General features: G+C 48.4%; 27 protein-coding genes and 1 other annotated feature. Of the genes, 25 read left to right on the forward strand and 2 right to left on the reverse strand.

The window, feature by feature from the left end:
- Nucleotides 1-74 precede the first annotated feature (74 nt).
- The 24 genes from H525_RS0102510 (at nt 75) to ilvE (ending at nt 21021) form a co-directional block, all read left to right on the forward strand.
- Nucleotides 75-1307 (forward strand): SPOR domain-containing protein, encoded by a 1233-nt coding sequence (locus tag H525_RS0102510; protein ID WP_027414888.1) that lies wholly within the window; start codon nt 75-77, stop codon nt 1305-1307.
- 139 nt (nt 1308-1446) lie between these two features.
- Nucleotides 1447-2034 carry a Maf family protein gene (locus H525_RS0102515; protein ID WP_027414889.1) on the forward strand — a complete coding sequence of 196 codons (588 nt, stop codon included), beginning with the start codon at nt 1447-1449 and terminating at the stop codon, nt 2032-2034.
- A 126-nt stretch (nt 2035-2160) separates the two neighbouring features.
- Nucleotides 2161-2835 carry a RadC family protein gene (radC, locus tag H525_RS0102520; RefSeq protein ID WP_035099746.1) on the forward strand — a complete coding sequence of 225 codons (675 nt, stop codon included), beginning with the start codon at nt 2161-2163 and terminating at the stop codon, nt 2833-2835.
- A 93-nt stretch (nt 2836-2928) separates the two neighbouring features.
- Nucleotides 2929-3969 carry a rod shape-determining protein gene (locus tag H525_RS0102525; RefSeq protein WP_027414891.1) on the forward strand — a complete coding sequence of 347 codons (1041 nt, stop codon included), beginning with the start codon at nt 2929-2931 and terminating at the stop codon, nt 3967-3969.
- A 13-nt stretch (nt 3970-3982) separates the two neighbouring features.
- Nucleotides 3983-4879, forward strand: a complete 897-nt coding sequence (gene mreC, locus H525_RS22530) for a rod shape-determining protein MreC (protein ID WP_035099704.1) — start codon at nt 3983-3985, stop codon at nt 4877-4879.
- A 22-nt stretch (nt 4880-4901) separates the two neighbouring features.
- Nucleotides 4902-5423: a rod shape-determining protein MreD gene (gene mreD / locus H525_RS0102535; RefSeq protein ID WP_027414892.1), complete on the forward strand. Its 522-nt coding sequence runs from the start codon at nt 4902-4904 to the stop codon at nt 5421-5423.
- A gap of 63 nt (nt 5424-5486) precedes the next feature.
- Entirely contained in the window at nt 5487-6158 is a 672-nt protein-coding gene (gene minC, locus H525_RS0102540; protein ID WP_027414893.1) for a septum site-determining protein MinC, read from the forward strand.
- A 48-nt stretch (nt 6159-6206) separates the two neighbouring features.
- Nucleotides 6207-7004: a septum site-determining protein MinD gene (minD, locus tag H525_RS0102545; protein WP_027414894.1), complete on the forward strand. Its 798-nt coding sequence runs from the start codon at nt 6207-6209 to the stop codon at nt 7002-7004.
- A 37-nt stretch (nt 7005-7041) separates the two neighbouring features.
- Complete coding sequence (gene rodA / locus H525_RS0102550; RefSeq protein WP_027414895.1) at nt 7042-8169, forward strand: rod shape-determining protein RodA; 1128 nt, start codon at nt 7042-7044, stop codon at nt 8167-8169.
- 69 nt (nt 8170-8238) lie between these two features.
- On the forward strand, nt 8239-9141 hold the full coding sequence (locus H525_RS0102555) for a M23 family metallopeptidase (RefSeq protein WP_027414896.1): 903 nt from the start codon (nt 8239-8241) through the stop codon (nt 9139-9141).
- Nucleotide 9142: 1 nt separating this feature from the next.
- Nucleotides 9143-9982 (forward strand): M50 family metallopeptidase, encoded by an 840-nt coding sequence (locus tag H525_RS22535; RefSeq protein WP_155837087.1) that lies wholly within the window; start codon nt 9143-9145, stop codon nt 9980-9982.
- 47 nt (nt 9983-10029) lie between these two features.
- Nucleotides 10030-11529, forward strand: a complete 1500-nt coding sequence (locus tag H525_RS22540; RefSeq protein ID WP_051330749.1) for an Rne/Rng family ribonuclease — start codon at nt 10030-10032, stop codon at nt 11527-11529.
- Between the two features lie 64 nt (nt 11530-11593).
- Nucleotides 11594-11670: a sequence feature (ribosomal protein L21 leader region), on the forward strand.
- A 14-nt stretch (nt 11671-11684) separates the two neighbouring features.
- Entirely contained in the window at nt 11685-11996 is a 312-nt protein-coding gene (rplU, locus tag H525_RS0102570) for a 50S ribosomal protein L21 (protein WP_027414897.1), read from the forward strand.
- Between the two features lie 6 nt (nt 11997-12002).
- On the forward strand, nt 12003-12341 hold the full coding sequence (locus H525_RS0102575; protein ID WP_027414898.1) for a ribosomal-processing cysteine protease Prp: 339 nt from the start codon (nt 12003-12005) through the stop codon (nt 12339-12341).
- Between the two features lie 13 nt (nt 12342-12354).
- Complete coding sequence (gene rpmA / locus H525_RS0102580) at nt 12355-12645, forward strand: 50S ribosomal protein L27 (protein WP_027414899.1); 291 nt, start codon at nt 12355-12357, stop codon at nt 12643-12645.
- Between the two features lie 170 nt (nt 12646-12815).
- Complete coding sequence (locus tag H525_RS28885) at nt 12816-13268, forward strand: fumarylacetoacetate hydrolase family protein (protein WP_051330750.1); 453 nt, start codon at nt 12816-12818, stop codon at nt 13266-13268.
- Between the two features lie 119 nt (nt 13269-13387).
- Nucleotides 13388-13936: a Spo0B domain-containing protein gene (locus H525_RS25300; RefSeq protein WP_051330751.1), complete on the forward strand. Its 549-nt coding sequence runs from the start codon at nt 13388-13390 to the stop codon at nt 13934-13936.
- A gap of 34 nt (nt 13937-13970) precedes the next feature.
- Nucleotides 13971-15251 (forward strand): GTPase ObgE, encoded by a 1281-nt coding sequence (gene obgE / locus H525_RS0102600; RefSeq protein ID WP_027414900.1) that lies wholly within the window; start codon nt 13971-13973, stop codon nt 15249-15251.
- Nucleotides 15252-15386: 135 nt separating this feature from the next.
- Entirely contained in the window at nt 15387-15833 is a 447-nt protein-coding gene (locus tag H525_RS0102605; RefSeq protein WP_027414901.1) for an ACT domain-containing protein, read from the forward strand.
- Nucleotides 15834-15860: 27 nt separating this feature from the next.
- Nucleotides 15861-17162 carry a homoserine dehydrogenase gene (locus H525_RS0102610; protein WP_027414902.1) on the forward strand — a complete coding sequence of 434 codons (1302 nt, stop codon included), beginning with the start codon at nt 15861-15863 and terminating at the stop codon, nt 17160-17162.
- Nucleotides 17162-18220, forward strand: a complete 1059-nt coding sequence (thrC, locus tag H525_RS0102615; protein WP_035099706.1) for a threonine synthase — start codon at nt 17162-17164, stop codon at nt 18218-18220. Before H525_RS0102610 ends, thrC begins: the two co-directional genes overlap by 1 nt.
- A 1-nt stretch (nt 18221) precedes the next feature.
- Nucleotides 18222-19160 carry a homoserine kinase gene (gene thrB / locus H525_RS0102620; protein ID WP_027414904.1) on the forward strand — a complete coding sequence of 313 codons (939 nt, stop codon included), beginning with the start codon at nt 18222-18224 and terminating at the stop codon, nt 19158-19160.
- 4 nt (nt 19161-19164) lie between these two features.
- A complete protein-coding gene (pheA, locus tag H525_RS0102625) occupies nt 19165-20040 on the forward strand; it encodes a prephenate dehydratase (protein ID WP_027414905.1) in 876 nt (291 codons plus the stop codon).
- Between the two features lie 90 nt (nt 20041-20130).
- Nucleotides 20131-21021: a branched-chain-amino-acid transaminase gene (gene ilvE, locus H525_RS0102630; protein WP_027414906.1), complete on the forward strand. Its 891-nt coding sequence runs from the start codon at nt 20131-20133 to the stop codon at nt 21019-21021.
- 411 nt (nt 21022-21432) lie between these two features.
- On the opposite strand, the gene H525_RS0102640 is transcribed toward ilvE, so the two are convergent.
- A complete protein-coding gene (locus H525_RS0102640; protein ID WP_081413190.1) occupies nt 21433-22449 on the reverse strand; it encodes a phosphotransferase in 1017 nt (338 codons plus the stop codon).
- A gap of 63 nt (nt 22450-22512) precedes the next feature.
- Nucleotides 22513-24006: a SafA/ExsA family spore coat assembly protein gene (gene safA / locus H525_RS28890; RefSeq protein WP_051330752.1), complete on the reverse strand. Its 1494-nt coding sequence runs from the start codon at nt 24004-24006 to the stop codon at nt 22513-22515.
- Nucleotides 24007-24154: 148 nt separating this feature from the next.
- On the opposite strand from safA, the gene H525_RS25305 reads away from it, so the two are divergent.
- On the forward strand, nt 24155-24745 hold the full coding sequence (locus H525_RS25305; protein ID WP_051330753.1) for a BofC C-terminal domain-containing protein: 591 nt from the start codon (nt 24155-24157) through the stop codon (nt 24743-24745).
- The last annotated feature ends 25 nt before the right edge of the window (nt 24746-24770 follow it).

The following is a 24770-nucleotide window of genomic DNA, read 5'->3' on the forward strand; positions in this document are numbered from 1 at the left end:
TGAACGCCTGCATATCCGTAGAGTTCGTCTCATATACTCTAGTAATTGATAGAGTTGAAGGGAGACAAGCTACGATGAAGAAGACGCTCGCATATACGATACGCTCTAAACCTTCAGATACGCCGGCTGCGAAACTAAAGCATCCCACGGTGGGCCCTGCGGTTCGTCCTGCGGTGCCAAAGAAGCAGGGAAAAACGCCAAAAATTAAGTTAAACACTTCACCTGTCCCTGTCCTGCCGATCTTGACCGAAGACTTGCAGGAACGTCCTTTTTTCCATGAAAAATCTCCATTTTATAAAGAAACATCTTCATATTACGAGGATAAACAGGACGATTCAGGAGATGCGATATCAGGAGATGGGCTATCAGAAGCCCCCTTTGAGGAAAACTTGCATATCGAACCTGTACGGACGAGCCACAGCTTTAGAAGAAAAGGGCCCGGCCCTCATACGTTTCGCCATTCGTTTGTTGTAGGCGGGGCCATTCTTATCGGCCTCCTGTTTGGGTATGTGGTCATGCATACATTTGCACAAAATCCGCAGCCGCCCGCAGTGAAATCTATGGATGCATCCGCGGGGTCTGTCCAGCCATCCGCTGCTGAAAAGCCGCCTGATTCCGCTCGATCGGCCCCGGCTCAGCCAAATGGCCAACCATCGAGCGGACAAACCGGGGCAACGATGACGCTGACTCTTCCGGCGATACCGGTTTATCTTATTCAGGGCGGTGTATTTGCTACGGACGAAAGCGCTGGTAAAATGGCAGAGCAGTTTAAACAGAAAGGCTGGGCGGTCTCTTCCTCCCAGGAGAACGGGAAGCGTTATTTGTTTCTCGGTGTCGGCTCCACGCACGATGAAGCCGATGCGCTGGCCGGGCAATTTCGCAGTGCGAACCAGGATGTTTATATTAAAGAAAAAGCCTTGCAAGCCCAGACTGTGACTTTACAGGTTAGCGGAGATAAAAAAATCGGCCCGCTGCCTGCGCTGGGGCAAACGGAAGCGGATATCATCCACCAGCTCTCCACCTGTACCGTTAGCGGGTTAACGACAGGGAAAACCGACCCGACGGCCATTCAAAAAATTGTTTCCGCCCACCATCAACTCCTGCAGCAAGGGCAGGAGATTCAGTCTGTGCTGAAGGATTCACCCAGGCAGCTGCTGCAGAAGGAGTTAAACGATATAACCTCCGCGGTAACCGGCGTAACCCAGTATGGCAAGCAGCCTGATAAAGCGTACCTCTGGCAGGCGCAGGAGAATATTATGCATTTTCTTGCGGATCACCAGCAATTGGCGGCATCCATTGCGAATTGAAAAGCGATTGTCCTAGACGATCGCTTTTTTTTGTTGTGCACTGAACCTGCCTTTGCTAAAATTATGTATGACATGTGTCTCTATGGAAGAAGAAGGACATGCTATACTTGCTTATACATTTACAAAGCAGGTGGATATGATGGTAGCAACAGAAGTACCTATCGTTTTAGCCTCCTCTTCGCCAAGGCGTCAGGAACTGCTGCGGGGTCTCGGCTTACCTTTTACCATCCAGCCGAGCGCGGCGGATGAAACGGTGGAAGACAACGTTACCCCTGCAAGGTATGTGGAAATCCTTGCACAGCGTAAAGCACAGGCTGTCGGGCGAATTCAGGCACAGCGCACGCTTGTTATCGGTTCGGACACCGTTGTGGTGCTCGACGATAACATTCTGGGAAAGCCGGCCGACGAGGAAGAGGCTTTCCGGATGCTGACTTGTCTGCAGGGGAGAGAACATACGGTTTACACAGGTGTTTGTGTTCTGGATACAGCGGGTAAAGAGAGAACTGGCCATGTAGCGACCCGGGTTTTTATTCGGCCGCTTTCAGAAGAGCGGATACGGAGCTACATCGCGACCGGTGAGCCGATGGACAAGGCCGGATCGTATGCCATTCAGGGGTATGGTGCCACGTTTGTATCCCGGATGGAAGGCGATTATTTCGCTGTCGTAGGTCTTCCGCTCCATTTGCTGAGTGACTTTTTGGAAGAATTTGGTGTACAATTATTCTGAAGGCCAGTGTAAGCGCCGGCCTTCAGGGTGCAGCATGCAGCGGCAGCTAAGAACCCTTATCTGAATGGTAAATGGGGGAGTTTTAGTATGCATGAACAGGACATGCTTTTGCCGCAGTATCATCCGATGATTCGCGATATCCCTGCGGCAGACAGGCCAAGAGAACGAATGATTCAAGCGGGGGCGGATTCGCTTTCCAATGCGGAGCTGCTGGCGATTCTGCTCCGGACAGGTTCGACAGAGGAATCGGTCATGTCGCTCGCCTGCCGTGTGCTCAACAAGGTGGGGGAACTGCGGGGGCTGAAGACGATCACGTACGAAGAGCTGACCGCTATACGCGGCATTGGCCCGGCAAAAGCCCTTTTAATCATGGCCGGCCTTGAACTTGGCAAGCGCATTGCGGTTTCGACGGGAGCCGGTCGGGCGGCCGTGCGTTCGCCGCAGGATGTTGCGAATGTCATGATGGAGGAACTTCGGTACCTCACACAGGAACATTTTGTCTGCTTATATTTAAATACGAAAAATCAGATTTTGGATAGGAAAACGATTTTTATCGGCAGCTTGAATTCGTCCATCGTCCATCCGCGTGAGATATTTAAGGAAGCCATTCGGAAAAGCAGCGCTTCAATCGTTTGCATCCATAATCATCCGAGCGGTGATCCTGCGCCAAGCAGGGAAGACATTGATGTGACGCATCGGTTACAGGAAGTCGGCCGCATTCTTGGCATCGAATTACTTGATCATGTTATTATCGGAGACGGGCGTTTTTACAGCTTGAAGGAAAAGGGACATTTTAAATAATCTCCAATAGTTTCCTTCTTGAAAAAGCCTGCCGTTTACGTATAATTGTCATGTTACTACATATGGGTTTATCACGAAGGGAGATACACTGGAATGTTTCGTAGTTTTAACAGAGATATGGGGATTGACCTGGGAACAGCCAATACTCTTGTATACGCAAAATCAAAAGGGATCGTTGTACGCGAGCCGTCTGTGGTCGCTATTCGTACCGACACAGGCAGCATTGAAGCCGTAGGAAACTCGGCAAAAAGCATGATTGGCCGCACGCCGGGAAATATCATTGCGGTTCGCCCGATGAAAGACGGGGTTATTGCTGACTTTGAAACGACCGCGACGATGCTTCGATATTTTATCGATCAGGCCCAGAAAACACGCGGTCTGTTTTCGCGCAAACCGAACGTTATGGTTTGTGTTCCTTCAGGGATTACCGCTGTAGAGAAGCGCGCGGTGGAAGATGCGACGAAACTTGCGGGTGCGCGAGAGGCGTTTACGATTGAAGAGCCGTTCGCTGCAGCTATCGGCGCAGATTTACCGGTATGGGAACCAACCGGAAGCATGGTAGTTGACATCGGTGGCGGGACAACGGAAGTAGCCATCATTTCACTCGGCGGGATTGTAACAAGCAAGTCGATCCGTGTAGCGGGTGATGAAATGGATGAAGCGATTATTCAGTATATCAAGAAGAACTATAACCTGATGATTGGGGAACGTACGGCCGAAACGCTTAAAATGGAAATTGGATCAGCGATTCCGCCTGCTCAAGCCGAAACGATGGATATTCGCGGCCGCGATTTGATTACCGGCCTGCCGAAAACGATTGAAATCACATCCCAGGAAATCGCCAAAGCACTGAGCGAAACGGTATCAAGCATTGTGGAAGCGGTGAAGATTACCCTCGAAAAAAGTCCGCCGGAACTTGCGGCCGATATTATGGATCGGGGAATTGTCCTCACAGGTGGTGGAGCTCTGCTGCGCAATCTGGATAAGCTGCTGGCGGAAGAAACCGGCATGCCGGTGATTGTTGCGGAGAACGCACTTGATTGCGTGGCGATAGGGACGGGGCGTGCGCTCGAAAACATTCATTTATTTAAATCAAAGTCAGGGATTACAGCGCGTTCACAGCGCGGTCGATAAGCGGGTGTTGTAGGTGTCCAATTTCTTTGGGAATAAACGATTAATTGCGTTATTAATCGGACTGATTGTACTGGTTGTTATAATGGGTGCTACCGTAAAGGAGCGCCCTTTTCCTACCTTGCCGGAACGTTTTGCGCGGGACACGGTATCGTTTATGCAGGGGGTTTTTTATAAACCGACCAACGCGGCCGCTCAATTCTTTGGGAATATCAAGCAAATGTATCATATCTATGAAGAAAATCGGCAGTTGAAGGCAGAACTCGACCATTATGCAGAGGTAACTACACAGCTTAAGCAAATCCAGTATCAAAATGACCAGCTGCGTAAAATGCTGGATATCCGGGATAAAAAATTAAGCGCGTATAATTCGATTGCCGCGGACGTTATTGCGAGAAGCCCGGACAGATGGAACCACCTGATCACCATCGGAAAGGGAAGCAATGACGGGATTAAGCCGGACATGGCGGTACTGTCTTCAGAGGGCTACTTAATTGGCCGCGTCCGCAGCGTTTCTACTTTTTCCTCCCAGGTAGAATTATTAATGGATATCGAGAAAGGCAATTATATATCGGCTGTCATTGCCGGGCAGCAGCCCATTTATGGAATTATTGATAGCTTTGATTTTGACCTGAACAAAAACTGGCTGGTCATGAGTAAAATTCCGCTGCAGACGCCGATCAAGAATGGGGATTATGTGACAACGTCCGGGATGGGTGGAGTGATGCCGCAGGGGCTGGTAATCGGTCAGGTTAAAGGTGTCGCCAAAGGGGATTATGGACTGACCCAAACCGCCTATGTTGCACCCCTGGCTAATTTCTATCAGCTCGAACAAGTCTTTGTCGTTCAACGTAAGTTTGTAGTGAACGACAAGCCTGCAGGCCAGGGGAATCAAACGAACAGTACCCCATAGTGCGGGAAAGGTGGACATATAGATGAGACTTGGTATTATTTCCGCTGTTATATTTCTGTTTTTTTTGATAGAAGGCACGGTCGTTCAAGTGATAGGAGCCGCAGCGTGGGGGCTTTCATGGATTATTACTCCCCGGTTTGTTTTGGTAGGGATTGTTTTTATCGGCCTCTACCTGGGTAGACGGAAGGCCCTCGTTTACGGCCTGCTTTTTGGCTTGCTGTATGACGTTGTCTATACCGACGTAATCGGGGTCTATGCTTTTACGATGGGACTAACAGGGTACCTGGCAGGTTTGTGTGCCCGCTATTTCCACCAAAGTCTGCTGCTTGTGACCACAACCATTCTTCTGGCAACTTTCATGAACGAATGGATCGTCTACGGTCTCTATCATCTTTTTCATATGGCGGAAGTTAGCCTGAATACTCTTCTCCTGCAGGAAATGGTTCCGACGGTGCTGTTTAATACACTGTTCGCGCTGCTTATCTTTCGTCCGATGAGCAGGATGCTTACCGCAGCGGAAAGTAAGAAGAACCAGCTTGCTTAGGTGGTTGGCAGGAAATAGATACTCTATGGCGAATACTATTTCAGATGGAGTGAATCTTTGGCTATGATGACAGTAAAACAAAATGTGATGATTAAAGGGACCAAAGAGGGCCTCGTTTTCTATCTGGATGATACTTGCTCTCTGGAGGATCTATTTACGGAATTAAAGGAAAAGGTAGAAAATAGTCACCAGCAGATCCTGACCGGCCCGGTCATTCGCATTACCGTAAATCTCGGCATGCGGTATCTAAACGCCGAGCAGGAGGAACGGCTGGTCGCAATCTTGCGTACGCGCGGCAATCTGGTGATCAAAGCGATAGAAACGGGAGTCATTACGAAAGAAGACGCGCTGCGGGAAAAATTATCCGCTCAAATCCGGATTTATTCGAAAACGGTCCGATCCGGCCAGATTATTAGCCAGCATGGGGATTTGCTTGTGCTTGGCGATGTCAATCCGGGAGCTCTTATCCTGTGTACCGGCAATATTTTTGTACTCGGATCGTTGATGGGAACCGCCCATGCCGGCTGTGAAGGCAACGCCGAATGTATTATTGCGGCGTATACGATGGTTCCTACCCAGCTCCGGATAGCGGGGGTGATTAGCCGTCCGCCGGATGAATGGGAGACGGCCAGTACCGAAATGGAGTTTGCTTATTTGCTGGATGGCCGCATGGCAATCGAAAAATTGACTCAATTACATAAAATCCGTCCTCAAATTGGGGACATCACGTTGTAAAATGACTATAAAGCAAGAGCGATAGAGAAAATAAGAGGGGGCGTAAGCATGGGGGAAGCCATTGTCGTTACTTCAGGAAAAGGGGGAGTAGGGAAGACAACGACGACTGCTAATATTGGGACGGCGCTTGCACAGCTCGGCAAGAAAGTATGCATGGTCGATACGGATATTGGCCTGCGCAATCTCGATTTGGTTATGGGTCTGGAAAATCGTATTATATGTGACCTGGTTGATGTGGTTGAAGGAACATGCAAGCTAAACCAGGCCCTAATTAAAGATAAACGCTTTGACAATTTGCTTTTTTTGCTGCCCGCCGCGCAGACAAAGGATAAGACGGCTGTTACGCCCGAGCAAATGGTAAAGCTGATTGAGGAGTTAAAACAGGATTTCGATATCGTATTGATTGATTGTCCGGCAGGAATCGAACAGGGTTTCAAAAATGCGGTCGTTGGTGCCAATAAAGCGATTGTCGTGACCACGCCTGATGTTTCATCTATCCGCGATGCGGACCGGGTAATTGGCCTGCTGGAACAGGAGAACATGGAAGCAACGTATTTAGTTGTCAACCGCATCCGTCCGCATATGACAAAGAACGGGGATATGCTGGATGTAGACGATGTCGTTTCTATGCTCTCGGTAGATCCGATCGGATATGTTCCGGATGATGAAGAAGTGATTAAGCATTTGAATTTAAAAGAGCCTGTGGCGATGAATCATGATTCCAAAGCGGGAATTGCCTATCGGAACATTGCCCGGCGCATGCTCGGAGATTCAGTTCCTTTTCTTAATCTCGACGAATCAAAGGGGTTTATGAGTAAAGTGAAACGTCTGTTCGGCATGCGGTGAAGGCTGGAGGCAGCGGGGAGGATGCGGAGGACAAAGAATGGATTTGGATAAAAGGTATTTACGCAATCTGGATTGGCTGCTGATCATCGTTTTGATTATGCTTGGCATCTTTAGTTTTATCGGTATTTCGGGTGCCAAACCTGACGCCAATTACCATTGGAAGCAAATTATCTGGTATGGAGTCGGGTTTGCGTTTTTGACCATTGTCCTGCTGTTTGATTATCATTCCATTGGCAACCTCTCGTACGGGCTCTACGCGTTTGGCATGCTGCTCATTATCGGCGTGCTGTTTATGCCTGCCAAAAACAATGCCCACAGCTGGTATCAGCTTGGGTTTATGGACTTTCAGCCCTCCGAATTGATGAAGATTTTTGTTATTGTAACGGTTGCCAGATTTCTTTCCAAAAAAGACGAAAAAGAGGACGAGGCGCTTGGCCTAAGGGAGATTGTGCCGGCTGTTTTGCTGATCGGCGTACCGCTGCTGCTTATTTTAATCCAGCCGGACCTCGGAACGGCTCTTGTGTTTACAGGCATTCTTTTCAGTATGCTGACCGTGGCCCGAACCCCTATCAAATACTTTGTTATTCTTGGTTTTTGCATTTCCCTCGTGTTCGTGGGACTGGCGTATTTATACAACTTTAATAAAGATGCGTTCTTTAAAATAATGAAGCCGTATCAGTGGATGCGGATTGAGTCGTGGTTCAACCCGGACGCTTACCCAAAGGAAGGGTACCAGCTGCGCCAATCGCTGACTGCCATCGGTTCCGGGCAACTGCTTGGCAAGGGAATTGACGGGGGGACGCAGGCGCGAAACGGATGGGTTCCCGTAGGGGAAAGTGACTTTGTGTTTACCGTTATTGGCGAGGAACTTGGCTTTGTCGGTTCCAGTATCCTGGTTTTTCTTTTCTTTTTTATGGTGTACCGAATGGTTCGCATTGCGATGGACTCCAAGGACACATTTGGCTCCTATATTGCCGCCGGCGTCATTGGAATGATTGTATTCCAGACATTTGAGAATATCGGGATGACCATTCAACTCATGCCGATAACAGGAATTCCTTTGCCTTTTATTAGCTATGGAGGGAGTTCTCTCATTTCGAACTTTCTTGTGATGGGCATGGTCATGAATGTAGGAATGCGAAGGAAAAAGTTAATGTTTGAATAGATGGAAACATACCCCTGTCCCTGTTCTCATACACTTGTACTATGAGGCTAACGATAAGGGGGTTTTTATATGAGTTATTTTGATACGGACGGAATTAAACGTCGCAGGGAAGAACGGGTACGCCGGCTGAGAGAGCAGATGGAAGACACCTATTCTTCCTATTTTTTTGAAGATGACAGCCAAATCCCTCTGCCGTACCAAGGGGAAGAAGCCAGACCGTGGCAGGATGAACCTGAGTGGCTTTCATCCGCGCAGCCGAATTACCCGTCGAGAATGCATCATCCGTCGGAGGAGCCATACTCGTCTCACATGCATCATCGACATGCGGCGCATTTTTCGTCGTACAGGAAAAAGCCGGTTCGGCGGACAGGCAGAGACAAATGGTTTATCCGGATTGTGGTTTCGTTCTGCCTGCTGAGCGCGGCGTATGGCATTCGCTACGGTCAATTTAACGGTGCGGATAAGTATCGGGCGATGCTAAACGACGTCATGAAACGCTCGTATGACTTTCAGGCGATGTCGGCCTGGTATGAGAAAAAATTCGGGGCGGTTCCGATGATGCTGCCTTCGATAGGCCCGCTTGGCAATCAGGCTAAGCCGGTGCTGGAGCCGAAGACGACGCTGCTAAAGGCACCAGCCCCCGGAAAAGTCGTAAAAACGTACGCAGAGCAGGGAAACGGGCTGTATTTTACACCGCAGAATCCCGTCATTAACTCGATCGATAAGGGATGGATCACGTTTGCCGGGGTAAAGGATGGTCTTGGCAAAACCGTCATCATTGAACACGCCCGTGGAATGGAAACGTGGTACGGCGGGTTAGGCGAAATTAGCGTATCAGTTAATGACTGGGTAGACGCACAGCATCCGATAGGCAAAGCCTTGCAGGACGGGAAAACCAGTAAGCCGGTTTATTTTGCCGTGAAGAAAGAAGGTGGATTTGTCAATCCGCAGGAAGTGGTGCGTTTTGAGTAACATGACCTTTCATGTCCACCCATTATTCTGGATGATTATGCTGTTTGCGCTGCTCACCGGGCAGTTCGTGCAGGTGATTACACTGTTTATGATTGTCCTTATCCATGAGGCCGGACATGTGGCAGCAGGCCTTGCTTATGGTTGGCGTGTAAGAAAAATAGAACTTCTGCCGTTTGGCGGGGTTGCGGAAGTCGATGAATGGGGGAATACGCGCCCGGTAGAAGAAATCGTGGTCGCATTGGCAGGACCACTCATGAATGGAGTGCTAATAACAGTCGGCTATTTTCTGCAGCGATCCGGTTTATGGGCGCCTGAGTGGGCGGCTTTTTTTATGTACGGCAACGTTGCGATAGGGGGATTTAATTTACTCCCGATCTGGCCGCTCGATGGCGGGCGTATTCTGCATACCGTGTGCAGCTTAACCTTTACGTATCGGACATCTATCTATGTCTCCATCGCTTCCGGACTCATCGGTTCCCTTTTCATATTTATCTGGAGCATCAGGCAGTCTTCCCCCCAGTTAAACGGAGTAGCGGTGGCCTGCTATCTTTTTTTTAGCAATATTATGTCATACAGGCAGATGCGTTTTCAGTTTCTCCGTTTTCTCCTTGCAAGGTATCAAAGAATAGACAAGTTGAAAAACCTCCCTGTTCGGAAGGTACGGGTAAACCGGCAGCATACGCTGTTCGAGATTACAAAAAAGCTAAAACGCGGGCGCTATCATAGTTTCCTGGTAAACGACAGGGCTTATTCGGCTTATCAAGCGATCTCTGAGCAAGAAATACTGACGTATTATTTCACAAAGACCCCACATTGTGCAGTGGAGCTGCTTTTACGGTAAAATAAGAAAAACAGGGAACCACATGCACTGACAAGGGGGCGCACCATTTGCGTAAAATCATCGTCAACTGTGCCGGCCGCGAGACCCGGATTGCGATTTTGGAGGACGGCCGATTGGCCGAATTGTATATTGAGCGGCCCGTCGATCGCCGGGTTGTCGGCAACATCTATAAAGGAAAAGTAGAAAATGTCCTGCCGGGGATGCAGGCTGCTTTTGTGGATATTGGGACGGATAAAAATGCATTTTTATATGTGGACGACTGTCTTCCACCGGGAGATATCAGCACAGAAAAGAAACGGGACATACGGGAAGTTCTGACCAAAGGACAGGAAATTTTCGTTCAGGTAAGCAAAGAACCGGTCGGCACGAAAGGGGCCCGCGTTACAACCCAACTGTCTCTTCCCGGGCGGTTTGTTGTGTTTATGCCTAATGTCCGCTATGTGGGAGTGTCGCGCCGGATTAAGAATGAAAAGGAAAGAGAGCGGCTCCGTACGATTGCGTTTACTACCCTTGGAACGGAAGAAGGCGTCATCATTCGAACGCTCGCTGAAGGGGTAGGGAAAAAGGAAATTGAAGACGACATCCTTTTCTTGCGGGCGCAGTGGCAGCGGGCATGGGAAACTGGAAAACACAAGAAGCCGCCCGCTGTTATCTATCAGGAAATTGACCTCGTATCCCGCGTGGTTCGCGATATGTTGAGTGAGGAAGTCGATGAGTTTATCATTGACAGCCGTTCTCACTATGCCGAGGTTCGTGATTTGCTGAGTCACGACAGCCGCGAATTGAAGGAAAAAGTCAGGCTGTATACAGGAAAAGAAGATATTTTTTCCTATTATGCAGTCGAAGGTGAGATGGAGCGGGCGCTTAAACGCAAAGTTTGGCTGAAACACGGCGGCTACCTTGTGATTGACCAGACGGAAGCGATGACCGTGATAGATGTCAATACGGGCAAGTATGTCGGACAATCGGAACTGGGAGACACCGTTGTGAAAACGAACCTGGAAGCCTGTGCCGAAATAGCGAGACAACTGCGACTACGTGATGTAGGCGGAATTATTATCGTTGATTTTATCGACATGGCTAAAGAAGAACACCGCAAAAGTGTACAGGCCTGCATGGAGGCCGAACTTCGGAAAGACCGGACAAAAACGCATCTGCTTGGGTTCACCCAGCTCGGTCTCCTGGAGATGACGCGAAAAAAAGTGCGGCAAAACCTTGGAGAGGTGCTGACCCGCCCGTGTCCAACATGCGGCGGGACCGGCCGTATTCTTTCGGAAGCTTCCGTGATCGGCAGAATGGAGCGTGAACTTAGGGAATACAGCCGCGGTTCTCACGCAGAGGCGGTGCTGCTCGAAGCGCACCCGCATATTCTCGACCATTATAAGCAAAACAAAAAGGAACCGCTAAGGCAGCTTGAAAAAGAGCTTGGGCTGGCGATTTATCTTAAAGACAACGAATGTATGAGCGAACAGCACTACCGTATTGCTTTTACAGGAACGGAAGAAGAGGTATTGCGCAGGGCTCAAGAGGTTCACGCCCAAAACTAATCGTTGCAATACGACTGGTAATATGATAATCTATTATTTGTTGATCAGTGTGTCTGACACCTCAGGCATACTACAACCGCTCGAAACAGGTTATAAGCCAGCGGCCTTGCTGCGCCTGTGCCGGCGAGTCTTAGTATATAAAGGAGGTGCAGTTTATGTACGCAATTATTGAAACAGGCGGGAAACAATACAAAGTAGAACAAGGCACGGAGCTTTACATTGAGAAGCTTCCGCAAGCTGACGGCGAGAACGTTACGTTCGATCGTGTATTGCTTGTTTCCGGAGAGAACGGTGTGAAAATGGGAGCTCCTTTAGTGGAAGGGGCAACCGTTACAGCGAAAGTAGAACGTCACGGTAAAGGCAAGAAAGTTATCGTGTACAAATACAAAGCGAAGAAAAATTATCGCCGTAAGCAAGGTCACCGTCAACCGTACACTAAAGTTGTTATCGAAGCGATTAACGCGTAAATTCCGATGATTACGGTGAACGTGAAACGTCACGCTGACCATACAGTGGCGGAAGTGACGATTGACGGACATGCCGGCTTCGCCAACCCCGGAGAAGATATCGTCTGTGCGGCGGTGTCGGGCATTTCTTTCGGTATGTTAAATGCGATTGAAATGCTTCTGAAAACGCCTCTGGCCGTAACGCAGGGGGAGGACGGCTACCTTCGCTGTGCGGTTCCGCAAGAATACCCGGAAGAACTGCGGGAGAAGGTGCAACTGCTGTTGGAAGGAATGATTGCTTCCCTGAAGTCGGTAGCCTTGGAATACGGTTCGTTTGTCAAAGTGAACGATAAGAAGAAACGATAAGGAGGTGGCTTTCATGTTAAAAATGAACCTTCAATTTTTCGCCTCTAAAAAAGGGGTAGGTAGCACGAAGAACGGCCGTGACTCTATCGCGAAGCGCCTGGGTGCGAAGCGTGCGGATGGCCAATTCGTAAAAGCAGGTAACATTTTGTACCGTCAACGCGGCACAAAAATTTATCCTGGTGCAAACGTAGGCCGCGGCGGCGACGATACACTGTTTGCTTTAACAGACGGTATCGTTCGTTTCAAACGTCTTGGCCGTGACCGCAAGCAAGTTGTGGTTGAAGCTGTAGCAAGCGAAGCGTAATAGCTAACTTCATAGCTGATGAATAGAAAAAGGCTGCTGACTGATGTCGGCAGCCTTTTTCTATGGAGTAATTTAATGCGAATTTTTGTTAAAATATGCATGAAAGAGCTCAAAGAAGGGACCCTTATAACCGACTGTTTTGCGGCCCAGAAACAGGAAGGGAATCGTCAATGAAAATACTTCATTTTAGAAAAGGTAATCAACTTGTATTAGGTGTACAAACGGACGAGGGGATTATTGATGTGGACCAGGCAAGCGCCGAATATAATCAAGGGCTTCCTGGTACAATCGATGCTCTTATAGCGAGCGGAGAAGAGGGATTTGAAAATCTTCAACGCCTCGTGGATCAAGTGATTTCTAGAAAAGATGGTCATTTAATTATTTCTCAGGATACCATCGAATTTGGCCCCATTTTGAAGGCGGCGTTTGACTATGAGACGGAGCTGGTTATCGTCATCGGAAAAACGGCGAAGAATGTTGCGGAAGAAGAAGCCCTGGATTATGTGTATGGGTACAGTGCAGGAAACGATTTATCCGCACGTGATCTTCAATTTAGAACCGGGCAGTGGCTTCTGGGGAAAACCTGTGATGGATTTGCTCCTGTAGTTACCGTATTGGAATAAGACGTGAATCGAATCCCGGATAAACTCCGGAGAAAGAATAATGTGTAGACAAACAGCATCGTACAAAAAGGCTAGATGTGGTAAAATGGAGGGAGTTTCGATAAAGGGGAAATTATGGCGTGGATAAACTAACTGAGGTATTAAAATACCAGAGGCATGATTTGCTAAATCATATGCAAGTGCTGCTCGGTTATTTAAAGCTTAAAAAGTATCCGATGTGCGAAGAATACATTTATCGTTTGATTGACCAAATGACCCGGGAATCCATTATTTCAGGCTTAGACTGCCCTGCACTGGTTGAACATTTGCTGTCTTTTAACGCAATCCACCCTGATGTTGAGCTTGAAGTAGAAATACCGGAGCCGTTTAGTTTGCATCAAGTGACAAGCCGCACTGACTTTCTGGGTGAGTTTATCCTGTCGTTTATCAAGCCGTATGAACAATATTCGTTCTGTAATAATGGAGAACCTAACACGCTTTTACTCACCCTTCACTACATAAGGGGAAGTTTGCGCATCGTGGTCGACTTTAACGGGCGGCTGGATGCCGGAAGAGCTCAAATCGAGCTGGACGAGCTGCGCCAAAGAGCGGAAAAGGAAGGCGCGATGTTTACAGTGGAAATCCATACGGAAGAAGAATCGGTTATCGAATGTATTTTTCCTTTCTAGGATACAAGCGCAGAAATAAAGGTGGAATTCATGAATGTTCGTAGATAGTGTTCGAATTTATGTAAAAGGCGGCGATGGCGGCAATGGAATGGTTGCTTTTCGCCGGGAAAAATATGTGCCGATGGGTGGTCCGGCCGGCGGTGATGGCGGGCGCGGAGGAGACGTCGTGTTTGTCGTTGACGAAGGGCTGCGTACGCTGGTTGATTTTCGTTATCAGCGCCATTTTAAGGCTAAACGTGGGGAAAACGGCCGCACCAAAAGCCAGCATGGGGCGGCGGAAGAAGATTTAATAGTCCGCGTACCGCCGGGCACGACCGTCATTGATGATGACACCGGACAGGTAATCGCCGATTTAACTGTGCACGGGCAGCAGGCGGTTATTGCAAAAGGCGGCCGAGGGGGCCGGGGGAATACACGCTTTGCTACGCCTTCCAACCCTGCACCGGAAATTGCGGAGAACGGGGAACCAGGTCAGGAGCGCTATGTGCGTCTCGAGTTAAAAGTTCTTGCGGATGTCGGGCTCGTAGGGTTTCCGAGCGTGGGAAAATCAACTCTCCTTTCTGTTGTATCGGCGGCGCGCCCAAAAATTGCGGAGTATCATTTTACAACGATTACGCCGAATCTTGGCGTAGTTGATCTGGATGAAGAACGAAGCTTCGTTATGGCTGACCTGCCGGGGCTTATTGAAGGGGCTCATGAGGGGGTGGGATTAGGACATCAATTCCTGCGCCACGTGGAACGGACGCGTGTCATTGTGCATGTGGTAGATATGTCAGGCTCTGAAGGGCGTGACCCATACGAAGATTTCGTGCAAATTAACGAAGAACTAAAGCTTTACAATAAGGACCTCGAAGATAAACCACAGATTATCGCGGCGAATAAAATGGACATTCCCGAAGCGGCAGAAAATCTGGAAGCATTCCGCAAAAAAGTCGGCGACCTTCCGCTCTATCCGATTTCTTCTGCCACACGCCAGGGGATCCGTGAATTAATGTACGCCATTGCCGATAAACTCGATGAAATCCCGCTGATACCGACCGTGGAAGAGGCCGTTAATCCTGAAACCTCTGTGCTTTACAAAGCGGAGAAAGAAGCGGATGAATTTACCGTTTACAAAGAAAATGAAATATACGTGGTGGAAGGAGAAAAACTTGAGAAGCTCGTCAAGATGACGAACCTCAACAGCCGCGACTCTATTCAGCGATTCTCACGCCTGATGCGCAACATGGGAGTGGATGAAGCCCTGCGCAAAAAAGGCGCCGAGAACGGAGATGTTGTTCGGATCGGAAAATTGGAGTTTGAGTTTGTAGATTGACCCGTATTGTTTGCAGGCAAGCCCGTTCCAATTAATGGAACGGGCTTTTTCGTGTAAATGCCCCTTGTGTAATTCTCTTCTTACCCGTATAATGTCCATTATACATAAACAGTTGTTTTTTTAGGGAGGACGAACATGAGCCATCCGGATGAAATGTTTTATCTAATACGCGCCGATATTTTGCCAGAATCGATTACGAAAACGATCGAAGCTAAAAAACTGCTTGAATCCGGGGAAGCGGAGACGGTTCATGAAGCTGTTGAAAAAGTCGGGCTAAGCAGAAGTGCGTATTACAAATATAAAGATAGTATATTTCCATTCAACTCGATGATGCGTGAGATGATTATAACAGTCTCGCTAAATCTTGAACATCGTTCAGGTATCCTTTCGAAAGTTCTGTCGTTCGTAGCGGACAGAGGGGGGAATGTGCTGACCATCAACCAGACCATCCCTTTGCAGGGGATGGCCAATGTGGCGTTGTCGATTGATACGGCTGGTCTGCTGCTGCCTACCACCGAATTTTTGGATGAACTGCAAGGGCTGGAGGGCGTCAAGCGGGCAGTAATCGTAGGCAGAGGTTAAAACAATCGTGAATAGGGAGAGATTAGGATGAATCAAACAGTGAGGGTAGGTTTAATGGGACTGGGAACAGTCGGAACCGGGGTTGTCCGGATTATTCAGGGACACCAGCAGGATTTGCAAAACCAGACCGGGTTATCGATTGAAGTTAGAAGAATTCTTGTGCAGGATACCGACAAAGAGCGCAGCATCTCGATTGAGAAAGAGTTGATCACGACGGATGCCATGGAACTGGTTGCTTCCCCGGATATTGATGTAGTGGTCGAAGTCATCGGAGGCATTCACCCGGCTAAAGAATTTATTCTGCAGGCGCTGGAGAATGGCAAACATATCGTTACGGCCAATAAAGATTTAATGGCGTTGCACGGGGCTGAAATTTTGAAGAAAGCGCAGGAGAAAAGTTGCGATGTTTTCTATGAGGCGAGCGTAGCCGGGGGTATCCCGATTCTTCGTGCCCTGGTGGAAGGATTCTCGTCTGACCGGATTACGAAAATGATGGGGATCGTAAACGGAACCACCAACTTTATCATGACCAAAATGAGCCAAGAGGGCGCCGACTATGCAGAGGTGTTAAAAGAGGCGCAGGAGTTAGGCTATGCGGAAGCCGATCCGACAGCCGATGTGGAAGGCCATGATGCAGCCCGCAAAATGGCGATTCTCAGCACGCTTGGATTCCATGTGGACATGAGGCTTGAGGATGTGGATAGCAGGGGGATCTCCCGCGTGAGTGCCGAAGATATTTCCTATGCGAAGAAATTGGGTTATGAAATCAAACTGCTTGGAATAGCCAAACGCGATGATAATCTGATCGAGGTCAGCGTTCAGCCAACACTCATTCACAAGTCGCATCCACTGGCCTCCGTGAACGGCGTATTTAATGCAGTATACGTATATGGCGAGGCGGTTGGTGAAACGATGTTTTACGGGCCCGGAGCCGGGGAACTTCCGACAGCTACAGCGGTTGTATCCGACCTGGTAACCGTAGTGAAAAATATGAAGCTTGGCGTAAACGGCCGGGGCAGTGTCGCACCATATCAGGAAAAATATTTAAAGACAGATGAGCAGATTGTTTCCAAATATTTTCTGCGGTTAATCGTTGACGATAAGAGGGGCGTACTTGCGCAAATTACTCGCATTCTCGCCGAACATGATGTAAGCTTGGAACAAGTGATTCAGCAGCCGTATAGAGGGGGAAGAGAGGCCGAAATTATTATGGTCACCCACCAGGCAACGCGCAGAAATATCGTTAACGTCGAGAAAGAATTAGATAAACTTGATAGTGTGCTTCAAGTTAAAAGTTTATACCGGGTAGAAGGTGGGGAGGAAGAATAATGGCAGGTTTACTTGAACGATATGCAGGGTACTTACCGATTACGGAAAAAACACCGCGGCTCACTCTTCACGAAGGAAATACACCGCTTATATTTGCTCCGAAATTATCTGAAGAATTGAAGTTGGAGATTTATTTCAAATACGAGGGCTTAAACCCAACCGGTTCATTTAAGGATCGTGGAATGGTTATGGCGGTGGCCAAAGCCGTAGAAGAAGGAAGCCACACGATTATGTGTGCGTCGACAGGCAATACGTCGGCTGCGGCTGCAGCGTATGCTGCCCGCGCGAACCTCCGCTGTATCGTCCTGATTCCAAATAATAATATTGCACTCGGCAAGCTTGCCCAGGCGGCCATTTACGGAGCTGAAATCATAGCTATCGAAGGAAACTTCGACCAGGCGCTGAAAATCGTGCGGGACATTACCGACAAACACCCGATTACACTTGTAAATTCCGTGAATCCATATCGCCTGGAAGGACAGAAGACCGCTGCGTTTGAGGTGTGCGATGAGCTCGGTAAAGCGCCGGACATTCTCGCAATTCCGGTAGGCAATGCAGGCAATATTTCGGCCTATTGGAAAGGGTTTAAAGAGTACAGAGAGGCGGGAAAAGTAAACAATTTGCCCCGCATGTTTGGCTTTGAAGCGGAAGGGGCCGCTGCCCTTGTTAAGGGGAAAGTAATTGAAAACCCTGAAACACTTGCCACCGCTATCCGCATTGGAAACCCTGCGAGCTGGGATTTGGCTGTGAATGCAAAGGATGAATCAAACGGCCGCATTGACATGGTAACGGACGATGAAATTCTTGAGGCTTACCGCAAGTTGGCTTCCAGTGAGGGCATATTTGCTGAACCGGCTTCGGCCGCTTCCCTTGCCGGCGTCATCAAAATGCGCAAATTAGGGCTCATTGAACAGGGACAGCAGGTCGTCTGTGTCCTTACAGGAAATGGGTTGAAAGACCCGAACATTGCATTAAAGGCGGTTGGTGTTGAACCGGTTGTGGTGGAAAGTACGGAGGAAGCAGTTTTAAGCATCATTGCCGAGAAAGCGGGTGTCTAACTTGAAGGGCTGGAGAGTAGAAGTAAAGGTTCCGGCCAGCACAGCCAATCTTGGCCCCGGTTTTGACGCGGTCGGTATGGCCTTTCAGCTTTATACGACCGTGTCGATGGAGTTAGCGGATAAGACCGTGATCCGCCTGCATGGCGATAAGCTAGAGGGACTGCCGCTGGATAAAACGAATCTTATCTATAAGGTGGCAAGCCTGGTATTTGAGCGTGCAGGGTACGGGACGCCGGAACTCATCATTGATATTGATTCCGAGGTTCCACTTACACGGGGGCTTGGGAGCAGCGCAGCCGCGATTGTTGGGGCGCTCGTTGCCGCCAATCAACTGTCTGGCAAACCGTTCACCAACGATGAATTATATCGGATGTCCGCTGAACTGGAGGGGCACCCCGACAATGTAGGCGCCTCTTTTTTTGGCGGAATTATCGTGGCGTTTATCGGCGAAAAGGACGTACCCTATGTACGCCTTCCTGTTCCTGAACATCTGGAAGCCCTTGCCGTTATCCCGGATTTTGAGTTATCTACGGAAAAAGCAAGGGACGTGCTGCCAACCATGTATAGCCGCAAGGATGTTGTTTTCACAACCGGTCATGCCGGCGTGTTGATTGCGGCCCTTGCCACGGGGAATTTATCGCTGCTTGGCGCGGCCATGGAGGATGTGATCCACCAGCCCTTCCGCCTGCAGTTGGTGCCCGGACTGGAAGAAATTCTGAAAGAGGCTCATCGATATGGAGCGCTGGGGGTGGCGCTGTCAGGAGCCGGGCCTACCATTCTTACCCTGATCGACAAGCGCAAACCGTATGATGAATTAAAAGACTTCATGATTCATACACTGGAAGCATATAATATTCATTCAACCGTGCTGCACCTTGTTCCGGACGAAACAGGCGTAGTCGTAAATACTTTTCGGGCGGTAACGGAACAGAGGAGGTAGTATTATGGAGAGAAAAATTGCATTTTTTGGACCCTCCGGGACGAATACAGAAGAGGCAGCTCGTTTTTTGTTTAAAAATGAAGGGGAAGAATTTTGTCCGTATCGTACGATTCCGGATTGCCTGGAAGCAGTAGTCGAAAAGAAGGCAGACTTTGCGGTAGTCCCTTTGGAGAACTCAATCGAAGGATCCGTGAATATCACGTTGGATTGGATGATTCATAAAGTAGATTTACCGATTCTAGCGGATCTCACTATTCCTATTGCTCAAAATTTGGTGTCCGGAAAACGGGAAAGCCCTCTGCCTTATGACAAAGTGGAAAAAGTCCTTTCTCACCCCCAGGCTATTGCGCAAAGCCATGATTACTTGCGCGAGCACATGCCCAATGCGCAGATTGAATATACGAGCAGTACGGCGGAAGCGGCCCGCATTGTCAGCGAGCAGCCGGAGCAGCCATGGCTAGCGGTGGTCCCAATGGCCGCAGTGAACGTATACCCCCTGATGATCGTTGCTGAGCACATCGAAGACAACAAAAACAATTTGACACGGTTTATTCTGGTGGGTAAAGAAAAAGTTGCCCTGCCGGAATCGGATAAAAACAAAACAACCATTCTTGTGGCACAGCCGTCCGATTTTCCCGGGGCGCTTTATCAGGTGCTGGCCGCCTTTGCCTGGCGTAAAATCAATCTATCCCGCATTGAGTCGCGTCCGATGAAAACCGGGCTTGGCAATTATTATTTTATTATCGATATCGATCAGGAAATGGACGAGGCGCTGCTTCCCGGTGCCTTCGCGGAAATTGAAGCGCTGGGATTCGAAATTCGTTTCCTTGGTTCGTACCCTTCTTACTTAAAACAAGCATCGGTTCATCTTTCCTGTTAAAAATTAGTTGACACATCAAGTAATAAATCGTATTGTTTTTATTAAAGCTGAATCATCGAAATAGGCGGAATAATCTGGAGGTGCTAGAGAGTGGAACAAATCATTTACTTAAATGGGGAGTATGTTAAAAAAGAAGACGCAAAAATTTCAGTCTATGATCACGGGTTTTTATACGGGGACGGAATTTTTGAAGGAATCCGTGTATATAACGGAAATGTTTTTAAATTACAGGATCATATGGAGCGGCTGTACGAGTCCGCAACCTCGATTCTGCTTGATATCGGGATGCCACTTGAAGAATTGACGGAATGCCTGTTAGAGACAGTGCGCCGCAACAATTTGAGGGATGCGTATATCCGCCTTGTCGTATCCCGCGGCACAGGAGACCTGGGTCTTGACCCGCGCAACTGTACGAAGCCAAATATCGTTATTATTGCGGAACAGCTTGCCCTTTTTCCAAAAGAATTGTACGAAACGGGGATCAAGATTATTACGGTACCTACCCGTCGCAATACTCCGGATGCGCTCAATCCGAAAATCAAATCGCTTAACTATCTAAACAATATACTGGTTAAAATTGAGGCCAACAATGCTGGAGTAAGTGAAGCTCTCATGTTAAACCAGCAGGGCTACGTTTGTGAAGGTTCCGGAGACAATATCTTCATCGTGAAACGCGGCGTCGTTTATACACCGCCGAGCTATTTAGGGGCGCTCGAAGGAGTTACCCGCAATGCTATTATCGATATTGCGCGTAAGCTTGGATATGAGGTGAAAGAACAGCCGTTTACACGCCACGACGTATTTGTTGCCGATGAAGTATTTCTGACAGGAACAGCGGCCGAGGTCATTCCGGTTATTGAAGTCGACGCACGCGCCATCGGAGGCGGAAAACCGGGTAAAGTCACCCATGAACTGCTCGTCGAATTCCGCAAAGTTGTAGTTGAGCAGGGCACCAAAGTATACGACGATGTAAAAGCATAGGCGTTTTGTAGCAAAAGCGGGACACACCGAATCCGTATTTTTGCGGGTTTTCCCTTGCAAGGAAGCCGTGACTGTCCGCGCTTTTCCTTCGTTTCGGGACCGGACCGAAACATCCGGAGCAATGGGAATGGAACGGTTCGTTTTTATTTTTTGTGGAGTCTTTCCTTACAGGGAAGCGTCAATTACCCGTGTGATTCCAAAAAAGGGCGACCCTGTCCGGAACATCTGGGTAGCTCAGTGATGGAGACAAGCGGACAGGAAAGACGTTTCCCTTTTTGGAATCACACTGGGTAACGGAAAGAAAACAAAAAATCAAAAACGGAGCATTCCATTCGCGCCACCTCGCATTTCATTCCCTTGCCCGCTATCGCTTAGTTTACGTTCAGTCGGATCTAAATAAAAAATGGTAAGTTACCCAATCAAGTGATGATAGCTTGCAAAAAAATGCTCTCGTTTTCTTGTCTGCCGGATCAGCATGGAAAGAAAAAACTCGATGCGGTCAGCCTGAAATCCCCTTTTATGGTCGTATAACCCGATGACTTCACGGAGGAAATTATCAGGAAAACGAAGTAGCAAAAAAATCAGACTGAGATCCTGCCGGGTGAGTGGACGAATGTTCTCATAGGTGGCCATAATCATGTGGAATACAGCCGGGTTCCATTCCTGCTGAACGAGAACCCGGCTGATGAATTGAGCAATATCTACGATTGGTGTGTCATATGCAGCCGTATCGAAATCGATTAAAGCCGCTGTGTGTGACCTGGTGATGATAAAATTGTGGCTGGCGAGGTCCCGGTGAGATACAAAAAAAGATTCGAGAGACTTCGTATATTCTTTACTAAGCTCCGACCTTTGAAGGGCGGTCATTGCGCGGTGAGCTTCTTCAAGAATAGAAGGAGCGGCCCAACGAATGAGTGCGTCCAGTCTCGGATTGGGAGAAATGGGGGCTGCATTGGTAACCATTTCGTAAAACCGCTTCATCCGTGTGCTCCATTTAAAAAGAAGAGGGGGCACGGGGGATGTTGCCAAAGGGCCAGGGACTATGTTTTGGGAGAAGGTATGAAAAAGAGCCAGTGATCGAGCCGCGCGTTTTATATCGTCCCGGTTAAAATAGCTGCTGCAGCGCCCCTCAATTTTTTTCATCACGGTAAAATAGCTGCCGTTCCAAGCGAAAAAAGGAGAACCATCATACGCGCGAATGTACTGGACAACTTCGCGATATCCCCTTGAAAAAAGTGAATCTGCCAAATGAGTAACCCAGAGAGCTTTCTCCATCGAGGCATAAGCTTTTATAACGACACTTCCTTTGTTTGTCTCACAAATCCACACTTTTTGCTTGTTGATTATCCGGATAACTTGGGCGTTGTAGGCTTGTTCAATCTTCAGAGCCAGTTCCCGCATACTATAATCCTCCATGTGTTGTTCCATTTAATATAGAAGAGAAAAACGAGCCGTCTTTCATGCTCGTTTTTCTTTACAGTGCCGCTTGGATCAGTTTTCTTCGGTATGTGCCTCTACTATTTCACCGGTTTCTGTGAATTCATCTGTAATTTCTTTTTGTAAAGAGGGTGCTTCATATGAAATTTTCCGCAGTGAAGTCTGATAAGGAAATGGGTTCATGATTTGTGATGGTGAATAAGGATTATACGACATCATTGTTTGTCCTGCGCCAGGTGTGCTGCTATATGGCATTCCCGGTGGCATGCCATATGGAGTGCCGTAAGACATCCCGGGTGTGGTACCGTATGGAGTGCCGTAAGACATCCCTGGTGTCATACCGTAAGGAGCGCCATAAGACGTTCCCGGTGCCATACCGTATGACGTATCGGGCGACGAACTGGAAGACTCACCGGAGGATGAATCTGCCGTATCAAAAGACGTACCTGGTGAAAAATCTGATGGTGTACCGTACGGGGCACTCGGTGCTGTACCGTCCGACATGTCCGGTGACATACCGGAATACATGTCTTGTGTCATCCCATATGGATAACCATACGGCATACCAGGTGCCATGCCCGGTGACATCCACGTGCCGGCAGGTTGATGGTAGTATGGCATAGCCGGATATGCCTGACCGGCTTCCCATGGCAATGCTGGCCCTGTTGTTATCGGGGAGTAAGAGGAGGACTCTGTCTCTTCATCTCCCATGACCGCTCCCATTTGTGGAAACTGATGTACTGGCATAGGCATATGCATAGGCAAAGGAGGACACAGTGGTCTGTGTATCACCGGTGCCAGAGGCATAGGGCACGGCGGTCTGTGTATCATTGGTGCAAGAGCAAACGGAGGCCTTTTGCACGGGAGCGGAACTTGCGGCATTGGCATAAACGGAGCTGGGAATGGGTGCATCATTGGCATAAGCGGCGGCATCATGTGCTGCATCATCTCATACGATGAGCTGCTTTCTTCGATATACACCTGCATTTGTTTTACAGGCGGCGGACACGGCTGTACGGTCTGCGGCGGACATGGTGGGCACGGTACAGCAGGCGGTGAGGGAAGTGGCGCTTTCTGCACAGGCGCTTCCACAACTGGTGCCGGAGCTGGTGCCGGAATAGGCATTTCCTTCTTTGGAGCCAATGGCGGTGGTGTAGGCGCTGGTATTGGGATTGGCGCCGGTGCTTCTTCTACCGGCATTTCTACGATTGGCATTTCTTTTGCCACCGGTGCTTCCTTCATTGGTTTTTCCTTCACTACAGGGAATTCCTTCATCGGTTTTTCTTTCTTAAATGGAACGCTCGGTATTTCAATATTCATCTCCAAATTGATGTCAATGTCACCCAGTGGTTGATTCGAATGGGGCGATGTCGGCAGTTCCGGTTTGATATTCACACCTTCCGTTGGAACCTTCACCTTCATTCCAGGCATGATTTTGTCAGGATTTTTAATATGTGTATTAGCCTCTAGAAGGGTTTTAAAATCCACGCCATACCGCTTCGCAATTTTCCACAGGGTATCTCCTCTTTTAACAATATGGATCTTCATAAGAGCACCCATCCTCTCTTCCAAAATTACCTTAACATCGTATGCAGGGCTGGGCGTTTTGCTACGAAGATCGAAAAAGTTAAAAAAATTTGCATAAATCATTTATTTTCTGGAAAAGATAAGAAAAAAATGCAAAGCGGGGATTTTTATGACTGTAAGTAAACATAGGCGATATAGAGTAAAGCATGTCGTATTTCTTCTGGTGATGGTAAGCTTTCTTATTGGAGGAGTTGCGGGAGGGACTTCGTATTTTTACCGCTCGGTTGAGTGGTTAAAAGGCGCGGCGGATCGCCAGGTTAGCGCCCAAACTATTCATGTCATTCTAAAGCGAAATTATTTATCCGGTGATACTACCAGGGAGAACCGTCAGGAGATCGTGAATTCGTCCAGTGAAATTTTACGGAAATACCATAGCTGGAATTTTATCTCCCAGCAGGGGAATCAATTCGTCTTCGAAATGAAGGTGAATGATATCTCTCCGGCATGTAAAAAGAACGGATATTTTGGAATCAATGACAATGGAATGCTTGCTTTGTATAACGGGGAGCCGGAAAAAAGGAAGGTTATGCAGACTTTCTTCCCGTTGGATGCTCAGAAGCTGGAATCCAGTCTGCCGCAGGACGAGCTTCTGCGATTAAAAAACGGAATTCGAATTTCTAACGTTGCCGAATATAATTCGATTCTTTCTACATACAGTGAGTTTGCTAATGACGAAAAGAACGAATCCAATCCCAAATAAAACAGAGAAAAAACTAGTACCAGGT

The organism is Aneurinibacillus terranovensis DSM 18919 (assembly GCF_000430625.1).
GTDB lineage: Bacteria > Bacillota > Bacilli > Aneurinibacillales > Aneurinibacillaceae > Aneurinibacillus_B > Aneurinibacillus_B terranovensis.